Genomic DNA, 20,047 nt, shown 5'->3' on the forward strand with positions numbered 1-20,047 from the left:
ACCGATCCGGGTCAGCCGGCGAAGACGGCGACCGCCCGCGCAACACCGTCGCGGGGCTCGTAGAGGGCCAGGAACTCGCCGTCGGGCGCGAAGACGGCGGTCAGTCCGGGCAGGTCGAGGTCCAGCGCGCGGCCGTACCGGACGTCGGTCGCGCCCGCCTCGTCGAGGTCGTACGACGCGAACGCGGCGCGCGCGGCGGCCGCGATCGGCAGCACCGCGAACTGCTCGCCGAGCGCGTCCAGCGTGCGCGCGTCCGCGAGGGCGTAGGGCCCCACGGCGGTCCGCCGCAGCGCGGTCAGGTGTCCTCCGACGCCGAGTCGGGCGCCCAGGTCGCGCGCGATCGCGCGGATGTAGGTGCCGCTGGAGCACCGCACCGACACGTCCAGCTCGTCGCCGCGGACCTCGGTCACCACCAGCTCGTGGACGGTGACCGGCCGGGCCGCGAGCTCGACCTCCTCGCCCTCGCGCACCCGCTGGTAGGCGCGCTTGCCGGCGACCTTGATCGCCGAGACCGCCGTCGGCACCTGCAGCAGGTCGCCGACGAACTCCGCCGCGGCCGACCGCACCTCGGCCTCGTCGAGGTCACCGGTCGCGACGGTCGCGGTGACCTCGCCCTCGGCGTCGTCGGTGGTCGTGGCGACACCCAACCGGATCGTCGCGTCGTACGCCTTGTCGGTGAGCATCAGGTGGCCGAGCAGCCGGGTCGCGCGGTTGACGCCGAGCACCAGCACGCCGGTGGCCATCGGGTCCAGGGTGCCAGCGTGGCCGACCTTGCGGGTGCCGGCCAGCCGGCGCACCCGGGACACGACGTCGTGCGAGGTCATGGCGCCGGGCTTGTCGACGACGACCAACCCGGACTCAGTCATCCAGGTCGTCGTCCTCGTCGACCTCGCGCGGCTTCTTGTACGGGTCGGACTCGCCGGCGTACGTCGCTCCGCGCTGCGCCGCGACCTGCTCGTCCTGCTGCCGGGCGCGCTCGAGCACCTCGTCGAGGTGGCGGGCGTTCTCGGGAAGCGCGTCGTGGATGAAGCTCAGCGTCGGGGCGTGCCGCATGCCGAGCTGCTTGGCGACCTCGGAGCGGATCAGGCCCTTGGCGGACTCCAGCGCCGCCGCCGTGCTCTCGAGGCCCTTGCCGTCGCGGGAGTCGTCGAGCACGGTGTAGAAGACCGTGGCCTGCTGGCTGTCCCCCGAGACCCGGACGTCGGTCACGGTGACGAAGCCCAGCCGCGGATCCTTGATCCGGCGCTCCAGCATCTCCGCGACGATCACCTGGATCCGGTCGGCGATCTTGCGGACCCGTGGGTTGCTCATGTTCCTACTCTCTCAAACGGCGAGTCGGCGCCAGTTTGCACGCAAACTGGCGCCGACTCGGCACTGTCGCAGCATCAGCTGCGGGGGATCTCCCGCATCTCGAAGGCCTCGACGACGTCGCCTTCCTTGATGTCCTGGAAGTTGCGCAGCACCAGACCACACTCGAAGCCCTCGCGGACCTCGGACGCGTCGTCCTTCTCACGCCGCAGCGACGCGAGGTCGAGGTGGTCGGCGACGACGGCGCCGTCGCGGATGACCCGGACCTTGGCGTTGCGGCGGATGACGCCGCTGGTGACCATGCAGCCGGCGATGTTGCCGATCTTCGACGAGCGGAAGATCGCGCGGATCTCCGCCTGGCCGAGGGTCGACTCCTCGAACTCCGGCTTGAGCATGCCCTTGAGCGCGGCCTCGATCTCCTCGATGGCCTGGTAGATGACGGTGTAGTACCGGATCTCCACGCCCTCGCGGTCGGCCAGCTCCGTCGCCTTGCCCTGCGGGCGGACGTTGAAGCCGATGATGATCGCGTCGGACGCGGCCGCCAGGTCGACGTTGGTCTCGGTGATCGCACCGACGCCGCGGTCGATGACCCGGATGCCGACCTCGTCGCCGACGTCGATCTTCGCCAGTGCGTCCTCGAGCGCCTCGACCGAGCCGGACACGTCGCCCTTGAGGATGAGGTTGAGCTCCTGGCTCTCGCCCTTCTCCATGGACGCCATGAAGTCCTCGAGGGTACGACGCACGCGGCGCTTCGCCTGCATGGCCGCCCGCTCGCGGGCCTCCCGCTTCTCGGCGATCTGGCGCGCCATCCGGTCGTCGTCGACCACGATGAAGTTCTGGCCGGCGCCCGGGACAGCGGACAGGCCGAGCACCATCGCCGGACGCGACGGCCCGGCCTCCTCGAGCTCGTTGCCGAACTCGTCGAGCATCGCCCGCACGCGGCCGTGGGCCGGGCCGGCGACGATCGAGTCGCCGACATGGAGCGTGCCGCGCTGGACGAGGACGGTGGCGACCGGGCCGCGACCGCGGTCCAGGTGTGCCTCGATGACCAGACCCTGCGCCTCGCGGTCGGCGTTCGCCCGGAGGTCGAGCGACGCGTCGGCGGTGAGCACGATCGCCTCGAGCAGCCTGTCGAGGTTGAGCTCGGACTTGGCCGAGACGTCGACGAACATCGTGTCGCCGCCGTACTCCTCGGGCACCAGGCCGTACTCGGTCAGCTGGCCGCGGACCTTGGTGGGGTCCGCCTCCGGCTTGTCGATCTTGTTGACCGCGACCACGATCGGGACACCGGCCGCCTTGGCGTGGTTGAGCGCCTCGACGGTCTGCGGCATCACGCCGTCGTCGGCCGCCACCACGAGGACCGCGATGTCCGACGACTGCGAACCACGGGCACGCATGGCGGTGAACGCCTCGTGACCCGGGGTGTCGATGAAGGTGATGCGGCGGTCGTCGCCGTCGACCTCGGTGTGCACCTGGTAGGCACCGATGTGCTGGGTGATGCCACCGGCCTCGCCGGCCACGACATTCGCACTGCGGAGCGCGTCGAGCAGCTTGGTCTTTCCGTGGTCGACGTGACCCATGACGGTGACGACCGGCGGACGTCCCTCAAGGTCGTCGTCGTCGACGTCCTCGTCGTCGCCGAACTCGATGTCGAACGACTCGAGCAGCTCGCGGTCCTCGTCCTCCGGGGACACGACCTGCACGACGTAGTTGAGCTCCTCACCGAGCAGCTCGAGCGTCTCGTCGTTGACCGACTCGGTCGCCGTCACCATCTCACCGAGGCTGAAGAGCATCTGCACCAGCGACGCGGCGTCGACGTTGATCTTCTCGGCGAAGTCGGTGAGCGAGGCGCCACGCGGCAGGCGAACGGTCTCGCCGTTGCCCTTGCGGACGCGCACGCCGCCGATCGTCGGGGCCTCCATGGCCTCGAACTCCTGGCGACGCGCCCGCTTCGACTTGCGACCGCGGCGCGAGGGCCCACCCGGACGACCGAAGGCGCCCTGGGTCTGGCCACGCTGGCCGGGACGACCGCCACCGGGACGGCCGCCGCCGGGGCCGAAGCCGCCGGGACGGCCCGGAGCACCGGCACCGGCGCCCGCGCCACCGCGACCCGGCGCGCCACCGCGACCGGGGGCACCGCCGCGGCCCGGAGCACCGGGACGGGCAGGACGACCACCGGGGCCCTGGCCGAACGCGGCCGGGGACTTCGGCATCATCGCCGGGTTGGGGCGCGGCATGCCCGGACGACCGCCGGAGGCCGGCGGACGCGGCGGACGGTTGTCGCCGCCACCGGTCGACGGGCCCGGACGCTCGCCGGGGGCGGGGCGACGGCCCATGCCCTGGCTGGACGCGAACGGGTTGTTGCCCGGTCGGGGCGTACCGCTGGGCTTGCCCACCGGACGGGGAGCAGGCGCCTTCGGGGTCGCCGAGGCCGCGGGCGCGGTCGGCTCGGCGGGAGGCTCGGGAGCCGGGGCGGCCTTCTTCGGGCCGGGCTTGGGGGCAGCGGGAGCAACCGGAGCCTCGGCGGCAGCCGGCGTCTCGGCCGGCGCGGCGGGGGCCTCGGCGGCGGGCGCCTCGGCCGGCGGCTCGGGCTCCGCGGGCGCTGCGGACTTCTTGGCCGGCGCCTTCTTGGCCGGGGCAGGCTTGGCGGCCGGCGCCTCGGCAGGAGCAGAGGGGGCATCCGCCTTCAGCTTCTCGCCGTACTCCTTGCGGAAGCGCATCTCCGCAGGGAGCTCGACGGTCGAGCTCGCCGACTTGACGAACTCCCCCATCTCCTTGAACTTCTCGAGAACGAACTTGCTCTCGACTCCGAACTCCTTGGCGAGTTCGTGAACTCGGGTCTTAGCCACGCTTCTCCTTCTGGCCTCGAACCCGAATCCGGGGGTAGATCGAGACCGTTAGTGGGTGTGCACGCTCATCGCGAAGAACTCATCGAGTGCTCATGAGCGGATGCTCCAGTTTCTGTCGGACGGTCAGGTTGGTTCGGCACGCGAGTCGAGGTACTCACCGAGCGGTGCGCTGGCCAGCCCCGCCCCGCCTCCCGTGTGTCGGAGGGCCCGGGCGAACGCTCGCCGGCGCATCGCGAGCTCGTAGCACTCGGACGTGGGGTGCAGGTGCGCTCCCCGCCCGGGTGCGGTGCCCAGCGGATCGGGCACGACGGCCGGGTGGCCGTGCGCATCCGAGCCGACGGTCACCCGCAACAACTCAGCTCTAGCGGCTCGCTCCCGGCACCCCACGCATGTCCGCACCGGGCCCCCGGGTCGAGCAGGGGGGGCCGAAGGTTCCGGGCATGCTGCAGAGAAGTGTTCACGCGCCACTGCTGACAACCCTACCGCGACCCCGCCAATGATTTCGAACCGCCCCTCGCGCAGCGTCGTCGCGCGTCAGTCACCGGGTTCGTCACTCCTGATGTCGATGCGCCAGCCCGTGAGACGGGCGGCGAGGCGGGCATTCTGGCCCTCCTTGCCGATCGCCAGCGACAGCTGGAAGTCGGGCACGACCACGCGGGCGGAGCGGGCTTCGGCGTCGAGGACCTCCACGGAGCTCACCCGGGCCGGCGAGAGTGCGTGGGCGACCAGCTCGGCGGGGTCCTCGGACCAGTCGACGATGTCGATCTTCTCGCCGTGGAGCTCCGACATCACGTTGCGCACCCGAGAGCCCATCGGGCCGATGCAGGCGCCCTTGGCGTTGACACCGGACGCCGCCGACCGCACCGCGATCTTCGTGCGGTGTCCGGCCTCACGCGCGATCGCGGCGATCTCGACCGTGCCGTCGGCGATCTCGGGCACCTCGAGCGCGAACAGCTTCTTGACCAGGTTGGGGTGTGACCGCGACAGCGTGACCTGCGGGCCGCGCATGCCCTTGCGCACGGACACGACCAGGCACTTGATGCGGGTGCCGTGGTCGTAGCGCTCGCCCGGCACGCGCTCGCCCACCGGCAGCAGCGCCTCGAGCTTGCCGAGGTCGACCATCACGTCGTCGGGGTTGCGTCCCTGCTGGATGATCCCCGAGATGATGTCGCCCTCCTTGCCGGAGAACTCACCGAAGCGGATGTCGTCCTCGGCGTCACGCAGGCGCTGGAGCATGATCTGCTTCGCGGTCGTCGCGGCGATCCGGCCGAAGCCCGCCGGGGTGTCGTCGTACTCCCCCACCTGGTTGCCGTCGTCGTCGAGCTCGGCGGCGAGGACCGTGACGTGCCCGGTCTTGCGGTCGAGGGCGACGCGCGCCTGCTCCTGGGCGCCTGCCGTCTTGTGGTACGCCGTGAGGAGCGACTGCTCGATGGCCTCCACCAGCACGTCGAAGGAGATCTCCTTCTCCCTCTCCAGCATGCGCAGGATGCTCATGTCGATGTCCATCAGGCCTCCTCGCCACCGTCACCGTCGTCGCGACGGTTGAACTCCACCTGCACCAGCGCCTTCTTGACGTCGTCGTACGCGACCTGCTGCTTCGTGCCGCTGACCTCCAGCGTCACGGCGTCGTCGCTCGAGTCGACGATCCGTCCGGTGGCGGACCGACCGTCGCTGAACGTCACCTTCACCAGCCGGCCGGCGTTGCGTCGCCAGTGGCGCGGCCGCGTGAGCGGACGATCGACCCCACGTGAGGTGACCTCGAGCGTGTAGGGCTGCTCGCCCATCACGTCGGACTCGTCGAGCGTCCGGTTGACCTCGCGGGTCGCCTCGGCGACCTCGTCGAGGGTCACGCCTCCGTCCTTGTCGACGGCGACCCGGAGGATCCGGCGCTTGCCCGCCGGGGTGATCTCGACGGCCTCGATGTCGAGGCCCAGGGCACGCAGGGGGTCGTCGAGCTCAGCCTCGATCCGCTCCCTGATGGCGTCCTGGTTGGCACTGCTCACGGGTGGGCGACCTCCTTGTGCTGTTGTTGATCGTCCACCATAGCGGCTTCGGGGGGCGCCGACGCCACGGTGGCCGGTCGTCTAGGGTCGGCGCCGTGCCCGACACCTCGCGCCTCTCCCGACGCGCCGCGTTGGCGGTCGCCACGGGCGGCCTGCTCGCGGCGTCCGCGTGCGCCGACGACGGCGCGCCGCGCCCCCGGCCGGCGTCCGACGGCGACCCCGACGAGGCGGTCGTCGACGACGCGGTCGCGCGGATCACGGCGGTCGCCGCCCTCACCGGGCGCGTCCCGGCACTGACCCGGATGCACGCCGCCCACCTGGCGGCATTGGAGGCCGAGGCGCCAGCGGTCACGTCGGCGTCGCGCAAGCGCGTGCGCCGCGCGGAGCGGGACCTGCAGGACTTCCTCGTCGAGGCCGCGATGCGCGCCGAGAGCGGGCCACTCGCGCGGTTGCTCGCGGCGATGTCGGCCTCCGTCCGCCAGCACCTCACCACACTTCCCGGGGAGACCGCGTGAACACCCCACGAAATCGCGGGCTTCCCCCGCTGCGCTCCTCCAGCCCACGATTCCCCGGGGACCCCGCGTGAGCACCCCACGAAGTCGCGGGCTTCCCCCGCTGCGCTCCTCCAGCCCACGATTCCGCGGGGACCCCGCGTGAGCGAGATCGACGCCCTCCAGACCACCCTGGCGGCCGAGCACGCCGCGGTCTTCGTCCTCGGCACCCTCGGCGGCCGCACGTCCCGGAGCGCGATGCCGGAGCTGTACGCCGCGATCTCGGGTGCCTACTCCGCGCACCGGTCCCGCCGAGACCAACTGACCGGGCAGCTCGCCGCCGCGGGCGTCGACCCGGCCGCGGCCGAGGCGGCCTACGACGTGCCGTCGGGCCTCGAGCGCGCCGACCGCATCGCGCGGGTGGCCCTGGAGACCGAGCGAGCCTGCGCCGCGACGTACGCCTGGCTCGTCGCGAACAGCGTCGACGAGACGCGCCGGTGGGCGATCGGGGCGCTGAACGAAACAGCGGTCCGCGAACTCGCCTTCCGGGGAACTCCCGAGATGTTCCCCGGAGCCGGCGAGCACGCGGACCGCTGAGGCCTGGACTGGCCCGGGAGCGAGATCCCGCCGGGATGTGGGGGGACTGGCGGTCTCTCGCTCTTGCAAAAGCATGCAACAGGGCGCCGGAACAGCGCGATAGAACGCCAACCTCACGTTTGTGCATTGCACAAACGTGCAGTTCCGGCGTCGGATCCGGGGGCGCTCAGCGCCAGCCCGCGAGCACGTCGGGGATCTCCGACAGGCGGTGCACGACCGCGTCGGGAGTGCCCTCGGTGTGGCCGATCTGGTTGGCCGGGATCGCGCTCAGCGGGATGTGGATGGCGCGCATGCCGGCGTTGCGGGCGCCCCAGACGTCGTCGAAGAGCCGGTCGCCGACGTAGACGCAGCGCGCCGGGTCACCGACGCCCACGGCGTCCATCGCCGCGCGGAACGCATGGGGAGAGGGCTTCGTCCACGGGATCTCGCTGGTGTAGACGTCGGCGTCGATGAGGTGGTGGACGCCGTCGCGGCGGAAGAAGTCCTCGTGCCACGCGCGCGGCCAGATCGTGTTGGACAGCACGCCGACCTTCACCCCGGACTCGCGGAGCCGCTGCCACAGCGGAGCGACCTCGGGGTCCGTGGCGGTGTGGGGCTCCCAGAACTCGCGGTAGGCCATGAGCAGGTCGGGATCGTGGTCGAGGCCGGCCTCGGTGAACAGGTCCGCGACCGTGGCGCTCTGCTGGTGGTCGCGGGACCGGCCCCAGACCGTGTCGCCGGCCGCACGCAGCCGCTCGAGCGAGACGTCGACGTCGTGGTCGGCGTTTACGACGGCACTGGCGAGCGAGCGCGCCTCCGCCTCGAAGTCGATGTCGTGCCACGGGGTGAGCGTGCCGCCCCAGTCGAAGATGACGGCGTCGACGGTCATGCCTTGACGAGGCGTACGACGTGGTCGACGAGGTGGTCGGCTGCGACGTCCTCGCGGGCGCCGCTGGCACGGTCCTTGACCTCGATCGTGCCGTCGGCGAGGCCCTTGCCGACCACGACGATCGTCGGGACGCCGAGCAGCTCCGCGTCCTTGAACTTCACCCCGGGGCTGACCTTGGGCCGGTCGTCGTACAGGACCTCGACGCCGCGGGCGTCGAGCTCGTGGGCGATCCGCTCGGCGGCCGCGAAGACCTGCTCGTCCTTGCCGGTGGCGACCAGGTGCACGTCGGCCGGCGCGACCGCGCGCGGCCACGCGAGGCCGAGCTCGTCGAGGGTGCCCTCGGCGATCGCGGCGACCGCGCGCGACGGGCCGATGCCGTAGGAGCCCATGGTGACGGTGACGAGCTTGCCGTGCTCGTCGAGCACCTTGAGGTCGAGCGCGTCGGCGTACTTGCGCCCGAGCTGGAAGATGTGGCCCATCTCGATGCCGCGGGCGGTCTCGAGCACGCCTCCGTCGCGCCCCGCTGCCTGGCACTGGGGGCAGGGGTCGCCGTCGCGGACGTCGGCCACCTCGATGGCGCCGTCACCGGAGAAGTCCCGGCCGGCGACGAGGTCGATGACGTGGCTGCCCGGCGTGTCGGCCCCGGTCACCCAGCGGGTGCCGTCGACGACCCGGGGGTCGAGGAGGTAGCGGATCGCGGCGGGCAGCTTCTCGCCGAGGACGCCGGGGCCGATGTAGCCCTTCGCGAGCTCGGGCCGGGCCCGGAAGTCCTCGTCGCCGAACGGCGCGAACTCCACGCCCTCGCCCAGCGCCGCCTCGAGCCGCTTGGCGTCGACCTCGCGGTCGCCGGGCAGGCCGACGGCCAGCGCCTCGGTCGCGCCGTCGGGGTAGCGCACCGAGAACAGCACGTTCTTGAGGGTGTCGGCGGCGGTCCAGGGCCGGTCGTCGCGGGGGAACCGCTCGTTGAGGTGGTCGACCAGCGTGTCGATCGTGGGCGTGTCGGGCGTGTCCTCCGCGTGGGCGGCGGGCGCGTCGTCGTACGAGATCGGCGCCGGCGGCGGGATGCGGACGGCCTCGACGTTCGCGGCGTAGTCGCAGCGCGTGCAGCGGACGTAGGTGTCCTCGCCGACCTCGGCCTTCGCGAGGAACTCCTCGGACCTCGAGCCACCCATCGCGCCCGACATCGCCTCGACGATGACGTACTCGAACCCGAGCCGGTCGAAGATCCGGATGTAGGCGTCGCGGTGCTTCTGGTAGCTGGTGTCCAGGCCGGCGTCGTCGACGTCGAAGGAGTAGGAGTCCTTCATCACGAACTCGCGGCCGCGCAGCAGTCCGGCGCGGGGGCGCGCCTCGTCGCGGTACTTGGTCTGGATCTGGTAGATCGCGAGCGGCAGGTCCTTGTAGGAGCTGTAGAGGTCCTTGACCAGGAGCGTGAACATCTCCTCGTGGGTGGGGCCGAGCAGGTAGTCGGCGCCCTTGCGGTCCTGCAGGCGGAAGATGCCGTCGCCGTACTCCGTCCAGCGGTTGCTCGCGTCGTAGGGCTCGCGGGGCAGCAGCGCGGGGAAGCTGAGCTCCTGCGCGCCGATCGCGTCCATCTCGTCGCGGATGATGTTCTCGATCTTCCGCAGCACCTTCAGGCCGAGCGGCAACCAGGTGTAGATGCCGGGCGCCGCACGGCGGATGTAGCCGGCGCGGACGAGGAGCTTGTGCGACGGCACCTCGGCGTCCGCCGGGTCCTCCCGCAGGGTCCGCACGAACAGGCTCGACATCCGCATGATCATGGCGAGAAGGCTACTTGCGGGGTCTGGCCTGCTGCGAACCAGTAAGCCGCAGGTGGCCCGTCATGGATCCGGGGGCCATTCTGAGGTGCGCCAGCAACCGGCCCGCGCTGGCACTTAGTTGCCCACTCACCGCGACACGGCGTCGCGCCCCTCAACCGCCGACCAGCACCGGACGCGCGGTCACCACACGCAACGCCTGCGGGGTGCCGGGGATCGTGACCGCCCCCGGCACCTCCTGCCACGGGCCGCCATCGACCCGGAACTGCGCCGCGTAGGTGACATCGACGCTCGGCGACACCCTGCCCTTCTTCCGGTAGGAGTGCGTGATGTCCAGGTCCGGGTACGCCGCTCCCGGAGACGACGACTCCCGCACCTCGCCGTCCCCGAACCGCCACACGAAGCCCGCCGGCCAGATCCGCAGCTCCACCTGGCGCCCCAACAACCCCACGCTCCGCGTCAACTCACCCTGCTCGGTGTAGAAGTTCGTCTCGAAGTTCACCAACGTCCGACCGTTCGGCGGCTGGATCACCAAGTCCACCGGAGGCAGGGGGATGCGCCTAAGTGCGGCAGCGACTATGCCCGGCGTCACGGCGGGTAGGCCGGGATCGCCATCCGCCACGGGCTCGCAGTACAAGAACGGGTCAACTCCGTGGGTCAGCGACTCCTGCACGCAGAGGGGGTCCAGGCCGGACTGACGTGGCGGCAGATCAGCGACTGGAGTTTCTCCGGTGGGTGACGTCGTGCCTTCGCAGACGTATGTCGCATTGACCTGGGCTACGCCCTGCACCATCTCGACCGTCTCTTCGCGGTGGCACCCGCCCGGAGCCTGCGTGACCACCGCCGTCGAAGACAGCAACGCTGACGCGATCAGCGCCGTAATCACGACACGTACCCGATGTCGGACACTAGCCAGGTTCGATCGACCATTGACATGTCGATGAGCATGATGTGCCGCTCGACGTCATAGCGCACCGGATCAGCCCCCGCGGACGGCACTGTCTCACCCGCCGCATAGGTCACGGCCGCGCTCACCTTGGCTCGCGTTTCGGACCGCTCCTTAACGATCGACGAGTCGACGATCCAGCCCTCAGTGTCGTACTCGCCACCGTCCTCATAGACCTTTTCAATCGGACTGATGGAGTTTTCACATGTCCGGCAACCATCAGCGCTCAACGAGCGCACATCCGTCGTGTCCCCCGTACGGACCGCGGTGTTCCGCGCGTCCACCCAGGCTCGAAACGCTTCAGACGGGTCGTCCAACACAGGCGCGGCTGACGTGCTCGACGACGTAGGTGCCTCGGAGGACGGCGGGGAGAACTTGGGTTCGGGGTCGTCGTCGGAGCACCCGGCCAGGCCGAGCGCCGACAGGACGATCACGGCGACGACGGCCCGAGTGCGGCTCACGCGGCCGATCATTCCCCGAGCGCGGAAGATGCGAAACGGTGTCGGCGGCGCCTGTGGACAACCGCTTGTCCACAGACGTCTCGCGGGCACTGTCGACGAGGCCGTCCGCAAGCGACGATGGACGGGTGAGACTCGTCGTCGACGGCACTGGCTACGCCACGGCCGAGCAGGCGTGCGTGGAGGCCAACCACGCCGTCGCGCTTCGTCATCAGGTGCTGGTGGACGAGCTCGCGGCGTACGCCGCAATGGCCGGCGACGCGGCGACGTCCGCCGACTTCGCGGCTGAGTACGACGAGGCCGCGTGCGCCGCGGTCTCGGCCCTGACCGACGTCGCCGAGGCACTGACGACGGTGGGCCGGCTCACCCACGCGTCCTTGGCCAACCACCACCGCGCGGAGCAGCGATCGGTGCTCCCGGGCGCGATCGTCTACGAGGGCGGTGATCTCCCCGACCACGCCACCTACGCGGCCGTGCTCCCGGCGACGCCGCCGTCCTGCCTGGGTGGCGATCCGTCCGCGCTCCCCGGCGAGCTGGCGTGGATCCTCGACCAGGTCGAGTCCTTCGTGTGGCCCGATGCCGACGTCGACAAGCTCCGCGCCGCCGCCGACACGTGGCGCACGGCCGCGACCGGCCTCGAGCCGGTCGTCGACCACTGCGATGCCGTCATCGCGGCACTCCACGAGGAGCGGTCGCCCGAGATCCCGGTCGCGATCGACGTGGTGCGCGACCTCAAGGGCCTCGTCTGCGACGCCGCCGAGCAGTACGCCACCATCGGTGCCGCCTGCGAGGACTACGCCGACCAGGTCGAGGAGCAGCACGCCGCCATCCTCGAGCTGCTCCACGACCTCGTCCGCGACACCGTCATCATCGCCGGCGTAGGCGCCGCCCTCAGCGTCCTCACGGCCGGTGGTTCCGTCGCCGCCGCCACCGCCGCCACCGCCGCCCGGATCGGCGAGGCCGCCCCGAAGCTGAAGGTCCTCGTCGACCTCGTCCGCGCGGCCGCCGCCGTCTCCGCCGCCGCCATCCGCACCGTCGGCGCCACCCTCGCCCACGTCCGAGACGGCCTCGCACGCTTCAAGGACGTCGTCATCGCGTCCGACGCGCGAGCGCTGACGATGGCGGCACGCCGACTCGAGGGCACGAAGGACCTCTCGTACGCCGTGAGCGTGCAACGGCAGGCACGCCACGTTCGCGGGACGTCGGAGTGGTCGACGGGCCGAGGCGGCTACTTCTCCTCCGAGCTTGAGGCGCAGCAAGTGCTCGACGCTGTGCACGACGGTTTGGCGACGATCCTCGGACGCAACGCCCAGGGGCATCTGGTCGTGCGGTACGACGGAGTGACAGGCTTCAACAACAACGTCGGGGCCGGCTTCATCGATCAGCCCTCGCATGTCTTCCTCATCAAGGGATCCGCGCACCCGAGTGTCGTGCCGACCAGTCCCCTATTCCGACTCAGGTGAGACATGAACGACGACTTGACCTTCCAGAACGACGTGGTGCTCGCCCTTGTGCAAGCGCTACTTGGCTCCATCCCCGCGTCGGTCGAGGCAATCGCAGTCGAGACCAGCCGCGCCGAGCGTCGGGTGGACATCCACGTCGCGTTAGACCCGGGCCGGCCCGCTGGGGATTTCATGGAGGAGGTCATCTTCGACCTCGACGCCCTCACCGGAGGCGACCTGATCATTCGGTCATCGGTCTGGTCTGGCCCGGACTGGCGCCAGGGGTGGCCCGGAGTCGACAAGCGCATGGTGTACGCCGCTGCGCGCTGATCCAGGTGCGGGGCCCGACGACCTCAGAACATGATCGTGGCGAACCGCGCGGTCTCGCGGAAGCCGACCTTCTCGTAGACGGCGCGGGCGGAGGTGTTCCACTCGTTGACGTAGAGCGACACGACGGGCGCGATCTCGCGCCGCACCAGCTGCACCACCGAGGCCATGCCGGCCGTCGCGACACCCCGTCCGCGGAACTCGGGCGGCACGAAGACACCCTGGACCTGGGCGGCGTACGGCGTCGCGCACGCCACCTCGGCCTTGAACACGAGCCGCCCGGAGTCGTCGAAGCGGGCGTACGACCAGCCCCGGCTGACCAGCTGGGCCACCCGCGCCCGGTAGAGCTCGGCGCCGCCGCCCCACTCCGGCGAGACGCCGACCTCCTCGGTGTACATCGCCACGCACGCGGGATAGAGCTCGTCCATGTCCGACTTCGTCGTCCGCCGCACGTACGGGTCGATCGGGACGACCGGAGCGGTGGAGATCTCGAGGTGCGGCTGCTCCCAGCGAGCCTCCCGCGGCGGGCCCCAGGTGCTGGCGACCCCGTTCCAGAACGCTTGGACGGGCTCCTGCGGCCCCACGATCGTGGAGACCGTGCGGCCGCGGGCGAGGGCGCGCTCGGCGAACGCCGCGGCGTCGTCGAGGGTGGCGCAGATCGGCACCAGGTTGGCGCCGACATGGCAGGCCGCAGCGAGCTCACCCCCGACGAAGCGCCCCCACATCTCACCGCCGAGCCAGCGCGGCTCGAGGTTGGTGGTCGTCGCGCGGTAGTCCGCGAAGACGTTCACGACCGGCTCGCGGCGCGCCAGGGCGAGGAACGCGTCGAGGTCCGCGGCCCCGAGCGGGCGGACACCGTGGCGGGTCGTGAGCACGGCGGCAGCCTAGATCACAACCTCGTATCGTGACGGGATGCGTTTCCTCGGGACCATCGCCGCGGCCGCGGCGGCCATCGCCCTGCTCGCCCCCGGGGTGTACGCCGACGACCCCGCCACCGACCGCAGCTGTCGGCAGCAGTGGGTCGACCTGGTCCAGCTCCACGGCGAGAACGGCAACCCCGGGGGCCCCGTGCGAGCGCTCAACCGGCGCTGGGAGCAGACCGACGCGCAGGCCTCGGCGTACGCCGAGGACAAGGAGCCGGCGACCTGCGGCGCCGTGCTCGACGAGTTCGCCGACGCGTGGGGCGACCTGGAGAGCTTCCAGTACGAGCTGTACGCCTTCGACCCCGCCGGCGACCGCCGGACGGCCGAGCGGGACCGTCGGCACTACCTCGGTCTCGGCAACGAGCTGAGCCCGGAGCTGCGGGCGGCCTTCCGCACGATCCGGAAGCACACGCCGGGAGCGGTGCGCGACCTGCGGCCGGCGCTGCGAAACGCGCCGGCGGTGGAGCCGGGCGACCCGGTCGCCGTGCGGGCCTTCGTCCGGCACGCGCGCAGCGTCAAGGTCGACAGCCGCCACGTCCAGCGGATGCGGCACGCCTACCGCGTCATCGGGAACGCCGAGCTCGACGAGGAATGACCAGCGCCACCACGCCCGCGACCACGAACAGGGCGGCTAGGGCGAGGAGGAGCAGCGGCAGCGTCATCACGAGACGGTGACGGTCGCCTCCGCGCCATCGACGGACTCCATGCCCTCGGCGATCCGCATGGCCTCCTCGATCAGCGTCTCCACGATCAGGGACTCCGGCACGGTCTTGATGACCTCGCCCTTGACGAAGATCTGGCCCTTGCCGTTGCCGGACGCGACGCCGAGGTCGGCCTCGCGGGCCTCCCCGGGGCCGTTGACGACGCAGCCCATGACCGCGACGCGCAGCGGGACCTCCATGCCCTCGAGCCCGGCGGTGACCTCGTCGGCGAGCTTGTAGACGTCGACCTGGGCGCGCCCGCAGGAGGGGCAGGAGACGATCTCGAGCCGGCGGGGGCGCAGGTTCAGCGACTCGAGGATCTGGAGCCCGACCTTGACCTCCTCGACCGGCGGCGCCGACAGCGAGACCCGGATGGTGTCGCCGATGCCCTGCGACAGGAGGGCGCCGAACGCCGTCGCCGACTTGATCGTGCCCTGGAACGCCGGACCGGCCTCGGTCACGCCGAGGTGCAGCGGCCAGTCGCCCCGCTCGGCGAGCAGCTCGTAGGCACGCACCATGACAACCGGGTCGTTGTGCTTGACCGAGATCTTGAAGTCATGGAAGTCGTGCTCCTCGAAGAGGCTCGCCTCCCACACCGCGGACTCGACCAGCGCCTCGGGGGTCGCCTTGCCGTACTTCTCCATCAGGCGCTTGTCGAGCGAGCCTGCGTTGACGCCGATGCGGATCGACGTGCCACGGTCCTTCGCCGCGCGGGCGATCTCCTTGACCTGGTCGTCGAACTTCTTGATGTTGCCGGGGTTGACCCGGACGGCCGCGCAGCCCGCGTCGATCGCGGCGAAGACGTACTTCGGCTGGAAGTGGATGTCGGCGATGACCGGGATCTGCGAGTGCTGGGCGATCTCGGGGAGGGCCTCCGCGTCGTCCTGGCTGGGGCAGGCCACCCGGACGATGTCGCAGCCCGACGCCGTCAGCTCGGCGATCTGCTGGAGGGTGCGGTTGACGTCGGCGGTGACCGTCGTGGTCATCGACTGCACCGAGATCGGGTGGTCGCTGCCGACGCCGACCTTGCCCACCTGGATCTGGCGGGTCTTGCGGCGCGGTGCGAGCACCGGCGGCGGCGCCGCGGGCATGCCCAGGCTGATCTCGCTCATGCGGGGTCCCGGCGGAATCGTGAGCTGGAGGAGCGCAGCGGGGGAAGCACGCGATTTCGTGGGGTGCTCATGATCTGATCCTAGGTGTCGCGGCTACGTCAGCCGAACGGGGACGACCAGGTCCCCGACGATCAGCACGACGCCCATGACGAGCAACACACTGGCCACGCCGTACGCGATCGGCAGCAGCCGGGCGACGTCGACGTACCCGGGGTCGGGTCGGCCGCGCAGCCGCGCGAACCCACGCCGGATCGCCTCCCACAGCGCGCCGGCGATGTGGCCACCGTCGAGGGGCAGCAGCGGGATGAAGTTGAACAGGCCGATGAAGAGGTTGAAGCCCGCGACCAGCATCAGTAGGAAGACGGTCTTCTCCTTGACGGGGAACGCCTCGTGGGAGACCGTCTCGCCGGCGATCCGGCCGCCGCCGACGATGCTGACGGGCCCGTTGGGGTCGCGCTCCTCGAGGCCGACGATCGCCTCGCCCACGTCCCACACCTTCATCGGCAGTGTGCCCAGGGCGGCCACGGTGTCCTTGGTCATCCGCCCCATCTGCTCGACCGTGTAGATCGGCCCGCCGGTGTTGAGGCCGTCGGGTGTCGGGCTCACGCCGAGGAACCCGACCTGCGTGAGGTCGGCGTCGGTCTCGGAGGTCGGCCGGGCCGTGACGGTCGTGTTGGTGCTGAGCGTCAGCTCCTCGCCGTCGCGCTCGACCACGATCGTGGCGGCACCGTCGTCGTTGGCACGGATCTCCCGCTGGAGCGCCTCCCAGGTGGTGAACGGCGACCCGTTGAAGGAGACGATCCGATCCCCCACCTCGATGCCCGCGGCCTTGGCCGGGGCGACCGGGTCGCTCGACTCGCACGGCCGGTCGGCCTCCGTGGCCGGCAGCACGCAGTCGACGACCGTGCTGACGACGGGGGTGTACGGCTTCGGGTCGCTGAGGTTGCCGTAGGTCGCGAAGACCCCGCCGAAGATCAGGAACGCGATGGCGATGTTCACCGTGGGCCCGCCGGCCATCACGATGACCTTCTTCCACCACGCCATCTTGTAGAAGAGCCGGTCGGTGTCCGCGGGCGTGATCGTCTCCCACTCCGCCGCACGGGCGTCGGAGATCAGCTGGGTGAACATGCCGGTGTTGGACTTGCGGACCCGGACGACCTGGTTGCCGGCCGTGTCGGTCGTCACCTCGTCGGCGAGCTCGGCCGCACCCGGTGGCAGCATCCCGACGATCTTCACGTAGCCGCCGAGCGGGATCGCCTTCAGGCCGTACTCGGTCTCGCCGATCCGCTTGCTCCACACGGTGGGCCCGAAGCCGATGAAGTACTGGGTGACCTTCCCACCGAACCTCTTCGCCGGGATCATGTGCCCCAGCTCGTGCAGGCCGATCGAGACCAGGATGGCGAGGGCGAAGATCACCACCCCGAGCAGGTAGAACAGCGCGTCCACTAGCGTCCTTCGATCAGCTGACGGGCCTCGTCGCGGGCCCACGCGTCGGCGGCGAGGATCTCCTCGATGCCCACCTCAGAGGGTACGTCGTGCCGGCTGAGAACCGCCTGAACCGTGGGGACGATCCCGATGAAGTCGAGCCCGCCGGTCCGGAAGGCGTCGACACAGACCTCGTTGGCCGCGTTGTAGACGGCCGGCGCCGTGCCGCCGCGCTCCCCCGCAGCCCGCGCGAGCGCGACCGCCGGGAAGGCCTCGTCGTCGAGCGGCAGGAACTCCCACGTCTCCGGCCGGGTCCAGTCCACGGCCGGTGCCGTGTCGGGCACGCGGTCGGGCCAGGCCAGCCCGAGCGCGATCGGGATCAGCATCGTCGGCGGGCTCGCCTGCACCAGCGTCGAGCCGTCGACGAACTCCACCATCGAGTGCACGACGCTGGTCGGGTGCACGACGACCTCGATGCGGTCGAACGGGATGCCGAAGAGCAGGTGCGCCTCGATCACCTCGAGTCCCTTGTTGACCAGGGTGGCGGAGTTGATGGTGACGACCGGCCCCATGTCCCAGGTCGGGTGCGCGAGCGCCTCCGCGACCGTCACGTGCGCCAGCTCGTCGCGGGTGCGGCCGCGGAACGGGCCGCCGCTCGCGGTCAGCACCAGCCGGCGTACCTCCTCGGCCGTCCCGCCGCGCAGGCACTGCGCGAGCGCGCTGTGCTCGGAGTCGACGGGCACGATCTGGCCAGGCTTGGCGCGGTCGAGCACCAGCGAGCCACCCATGATCAGCGACTCCTTGTTGGCCAGCGCGAGCGTGTTGCCCGCCTCGAGCGCCGCCAGCGTCGGGCGCAGTCCGACGGCGCCGGTGATGCCGTTGAGCACGACGTCGCAGGCCATCGACGCGGCCTCGACGGAGGCGTCCTCGCCGAGACCCGAGTACGACGGCCGGAGCTCGGCCACCTGCTGCTCGAAGAGCTCGGGGTGCGAGCCCCCGGCGGTCAGCGCCACCACCCGGAACCGGTCCGGGTTGGCGCGCACGATCTCCAGGGCCTGGGTGCCGATGGAGCCGGTGCTGCCGAGGATCGCGACGTCTCTCACGGACCCAGTGTCGCGCACTACCCTCCTGACATGAGCATCGCGCAGGAACGCCGCCTCGTCACCGCGATCCCGGGGCCCCGCTCGCTCGAGCGACTCGAACACAAGTTGGCGTACGTCGCCGACGGGGTCGGCACGACGCTGCCGGTCTTCGTCGCCGAGGCGGGCGGCGGCGTGCTCGTCGACGTCGACGGCAACCACCTGATCGACCTCGGCTCGGGCATCGCCGTCACCACCGTCGGCAACGCGGCGCCGTCCGTCGTGCGCCACGTGCAGGAGCAGGTCGCGGCGTTCACGCACACCTGCTTCATGGTCACGCCGTACGACGGCTACGTCGACGTCTGCGCGGCGCTGGCCGAGCTCACGCCCGGGGAGCACGCCAAGAAGAGCGCCCTCTTCAACTCCGGCGCCGAGGCGGTCGAGAACGCCGTGAAGATCGCCCGGGTGGCGACCGGCCGCGACGCGGTCGCCGTCTTCGACCACGCCTACCACGGCCGCACCAACCTCACGATGGCGATGACGGCGAAGAACATGCCGTACAAGAACGGCTTCGGGCCGTTCGCCGGCGAGGTCTACCGCGCGCCGATGTCGTACCCGCTCCGCGACGGGCTCTCCGGGGCCGAGGCTGCCGCCCGCGCGATCGACGTGCTCGACAAGCAGGTCGGCGCCGCCAACCTCGCCTGCCTCGTCATCGAGCCGATCCAGGGCGAGGGCGGGTTCGTCGTCCCCGCGCCGGGCTTCCTCCCCGCGCTGGCGGCCTGGTCGCGGGAGAACGGCATCGTCTTCATCGCCGACGAGATCCAGTCCGGCTTCTGCCGGACCGGCGACTGGTTCGCCTCGGACCACGAGGGCGTCGTGCCCGACCTCGTGACCACGGCGAAGGGCATCGCCGGCGGGCTGCCGCTCGCCGGGGTCACCGGCCGCACCGAGCTGATGGACGCGGTCCACGTCGGCGGCCTGGGCGGCACGTACGGCGGCAACCCGGTCGCCTGCGCCGCGGCGCTCGGTGCGATCGACGAGATGCGCACCCAGGACCTCGCCTCCCGCGCGCGCCAGATCGGGTCCTTCGTGCAGGGCCGGCTCGAGGCGCTGGCGGGCGAGCACGACGTGATCGCGGACGTCCGCGGTCGCGGCGCGATGATGGCGATCGAGCTCTGCAGGCCCGGCACCGTCGAGCCGGACCCGGTGCGGACCGCCGCGGTCTCGGCGTACTGCCACCAACAGGGCGTCGTCACCCTGACCTGCGGCACCTGGGGCAACGTCTTCCGCTTCCTGCCGCCGCTCTCGATCGGCGACGGGCTCCTCGCCGAGGCCTTCGACGTCGTGGCCGAGGCGTTCACGGCGACCGCCTGAGACGACGCTGCCTCAGTGTCCGATCGCCAGCGCCCACGAGGCGGTGGACAGTCCCAGGTAGAGGGCCGGGAAGGCCACGTTGTGGAGCACGCGTGCGCGCACGTGCGCAACCACGGCACCGACGAAGAACAGCACCAGCCCGGACGCCGCGGCCGTCCCCAGGACGCCGGCGCCGGCGAGCCCGAGCCCCAGGCCGACGGCCCCCGCCAGTTTCACCGTCGACAGCCATCCGACCCAGGCGGTCGGTACGCCGACCTCTTCCATGTTCGCGGTGACGAAGCGCGCGCCGGCGAGGCCCGCAAGGGCGATGGCTGCGGTCAAGGCGGCGGTCACGGCGGTGACCGTCACGTAGGCGATGTCCATGTG

General features: G+C 71.2%; 21 protein-coding genes. 6 read left to right on the plus strand and 15 right to left on the minus strand.

From position 1 onward, the window contains the following. Positions 1-11: 11 nt before the first annotated feature. From truB to rimP, 6 genes are all read right to left on the minus strand, one after another. Positions 12-866, minus strand: a complete 855-nt coding sequence (gene truB, locus PZ894_RS04210; RefSeq protein ID WP_275742761.1) for a tRNA pseudouridine(55) synthase TruB — start codon at positions 864-866, stop codon at positions 12-14. After that, positions 859-1,311, minus strand: a complete 453-nt coding sequence (gene rbfA / locus PZ894_RS04215; protein WP_275742762.1) for a 30S ribosome-binding factor RbfA — start codon at positions 1,309-1,311, stop codon at positions 859-861. Before rbfA ends, truB begins: the two co-directional genes overlap by 8 nt. A gap of 74 nt (positions 1,312-1,385) precedes the next feature. Beyond that, positions 1,386-4,157: a translation initiation factor IF-2 gene (infB, locus tag PZ894_RS04220; protein ID WP_275742763.1), complete on the minus strand. Its 2,772-nt coding sequence runs from the start codon at positions 4,155-4,157 to the stop codon at positions 1,386-1,388. A gap of 123 nt (positions 4,158-4,280) precedes the next feature. After that, the gene (locus PZ894_RS04225; RefSeq protein ID WP_345799136.1) at positions 4,281-4,625 is read right to left on the minus strand and encodes a YlxR family protein; all 345 of its coding nucleotides are present in this window, start codon (positions 4,623-4,625) and stop codon (positions 4,281-4,283) included. A gap of 66 nt (positions 4,626-4,691) precedes the next feature. Continuing rightward, positions 4,692-5,663, minus strand: a complete 972-nt coding sequence (gene nusA / locus PZ894_RS04230; RefSeq protein ID WP_275742765.1) for a transcription termination factor NusA — start codon at positions 5,661-5,663, stop codon at positions 4,692-4,694. Then, complete coding sequence (gene rimP, locus PZ894_RS04235; protein WP_275743025.1) at positions 5,663-6,136, minus strand: ribosome maturation factor RimP; 474 nt, start codon at positions 6,134-6,136, stop codon at positions 5,663-5,665. The genes nusA and rimP overlap by 1 nt, the downstream gene beginning before the upstream one ends. Positions 6,137-6,255: 119 nt before the next feature. Here rimP and PZ894_RS04240 point away from each other — a divergent pair, with 119 nt between their 5' ends. Next, positions 6,256-6,675: a hypothetical protein gene (locus tag PZ894_RS04240; RefSeq protein ID WP_275742766.1), complete on the plus strand. Its 420-nt coding sequence runs from the start codon at positions 6,256-6,258 to the stop codon at positions 6,673-6,675. A gap of 138 nt (positions 6,676-6,813) precedes the next feature. Then, entirely contained in the window at positions 6,814-7,248 is a 435-nt protein-coding gene (locus PZ894_RS04245) for a DUF4439 domain-containing protein (protein ID WP_275742767.1), read from the plus strand. Between the two features lie 166 nt (positions 7,249-7,414). Here PZ894_RS04245 and PZ894_RS04250 read toward each other — a convergent pair whose 3' ends face one another. The 4 genes from PZ894_RS04250 to PZ894_RS04265 all read right to left on the minus strand — a co-directional run bounded on the left by PZ894_RS04250 (position 7,415) and on the right by PZ894_RS04265 (position 11,301). After that, the gene (locus tag PZ894_RS04250) at positions 7,415-8,116 is read right to left on the minus strand and encodes an HAD family hydrolase (protein WP_275742769.1); all 702 of its coding nucleotides are present in this window, start codon (positions 8,114-8,116) and stop codon (positions 7,415-7,417) included. Continuing rightward, entirely contained in the window at positions 8,113-9,897 is a 1,785-nt protein-coding gene (locus PZ894_RS04255; RefSeq protein WP_275742771.1) for a proline--tRNA ligase, read from the minus strand. The genes PZ894_RS04250 and PZ894_RS04255 overlap by 4 nt, the downstream gene beginning before the upstream one ends. A gap of 151 nt (positions 9,898-10,048) precedes the next feature. Beyond that, positions 10,049-10,780, minus strand: coding sequence for a hypothetical protein (locus tag PZ894_RS04260; protein ID WP_275742772.1), 732 nt, complete (start codon positions 10,778-10,780; stop codon positions 10,049-10,051). Beyond that, on the minus strand, positions 10,777-11,301 hold the full coding sequence (locus PZ894_RS04265; RefSeq protein ID WP_275742773.1) for a DUF6318 family protein: 525 nt from the start codon (positions 11,299-11,301) through the stop codon (positions 10,777-10,779). The genes PZ894_RS04260 and PZ894_RS04265 overlap by 4 nt, the downstream gene beginning before the upstream one ends. A 125-nt stretch (positions 11,302-11,426) precedes the next feature. On the opposite strand from PZ894_RS04265, the gene PZ894_RS04270 reads away from it, so the two are divergent. Beyond that, the gene (locus PZ894_RS04270; RefSeq protein WP_275742774.1) at positions 11,427-12,761 is read left to right on the plus strand and encodes a hypothetical protein; all 1,335 of its coding nucleotides are present in this window, start codon (positions 11,427-11,429) and stop codon (positions 12,759-12,761) included. A 3-nt stretch (positions 12,762-12,764) separates the two neighbouring features. Continuing rightward, complete coding sequence (locus tag PZ894_RS04275; protein ID WP_275742775.1) at positions 12,765-13,070, plus strand: hypothetical protein; 306 nt, start codon at positions 12,765-12,767, stop codon at positions 13,068-13,070. A gap of 23 nt (positions 13,071-13,093) precedes the next feature. Here PZ894_RS04275 and PZ894_RS04280 read toward each other — a convergent pair whose 3' ends face one another. Next, on the minus strand, positions 13,094-13,942 hold the full coding sequence (locus PZ894_RS04280; RefSeq protein WP_275742777.1) for a GNAT family N-acetyltransferase: 849 nt from the start codon (positions 13,940-13,942) through the stop codon (positions 13,094-13,096). 37 nt (positions 13,943-13,979) lie between these two features. Here PZ894_RS04280 and PZ894_RS04285 point away from each other — a divergent pair, with 37 nt between their 5' ends. Then, positions 13,980-14,585 carry a hypothetical protein gene (locus PZ894_RS04285; protein WP_275742779.1) on the plus strand — a complete coding sequence of 202 codons (606 nt, stop codon included), beginning with the start codon at positions 13,980-13,982 and terminating at the stop codon, positions 14,583-14,585. A 66-nt stretch (positions 14,586-14,651) separates the two neighbouring features. Here the strand turns inward: PZ894_RS04285 and ispG are convergent, their stop codons facing one another. From ispG to PZ894_RS04300, 3 genes are all read right to left on the minus strand, one after another. Continuing rightward, on the minus strand, positions 14,652-15,803 hold the full coding sequence (gene ispG / locus PZ894_RS04290; RefSeq protein WP_275742781.1) for a flavodoxin-dependent (E)-4-hydroxy-3-methylbut-2-enyl-diphosphate synthase: 1,152 nt from the start codon (positions 15,801-15,803) through the stop codon (positions 14,652-14,654). Between the two features lie 93 nt (positions 15,804-15,896). Next, a complete protein-coding gene (locus PZ894_RS04295; protein ID WP_275742783.1) occupies positions 15,897-17,249 on the minus strand; it encodes a site-2 protease family protein in 1,353 nt (450 codons plus the stop codon). Continuing rightward, positions 17,249-18,331 (minus strand): 1-deoxy-D-xylulose-5-phosphate reductoisomerase, encoded by a 1,083-nt coding sequence (locus PZ894_RS04300; RefSeq protein ID WP_275742785.1) that lies wholly within the window; start codon positions 18,329-18,331, stop codon positions 17,249-17,251. The genes PZ894_RS04295 and PZ894_RS04300 overlap by 1 nt, the downstream gene beginning before the upstream one ends. A gap of 30 nt (positions 18,332-18,361) precedes the next feature. Between PZ894_RS04300 and gabT the strand changes: the two genes are divergently transcribed. Continuing rightward, entirely contained in the window at positions 18,362-19,681 is a 1,320-nt protein-coding gene (gene gabT, locus PZ894_RS04305; RefSeq protein WP_275742787.1) for a 4-aminobutyrate--2-oxoglutarate transaminase, read from the plus strand. 12 nt (positions 19,682-19,693) lie between these two features. On the opposite strand, the gene PZ894_RS04310 is transcribed toward gabT, so the two are convergent. After that, positions 19,694-20,044: a DoxX family protein gene (locus PZ894_RS04310; protein ID WP_275742789.1), complete on the minus strand. Its 351-nt coding sequence runs from the start codon at positions 20,042-20,044 to the stop codon at positions 19,694-19,696. Between the last annotated feature and the right edge of the window lie 3 nt (positions 20,045-20,047).

It is taken from the genome of Nocardioides sp. YIM 152315 (assembly GCF_029210375.1).
Taxonomy (GTDB): domain Bacteria; phylum Actinomycetota; class Actinomycetes; order Propionibacteriales; family Nocardioidaceae; genus Nocardioides.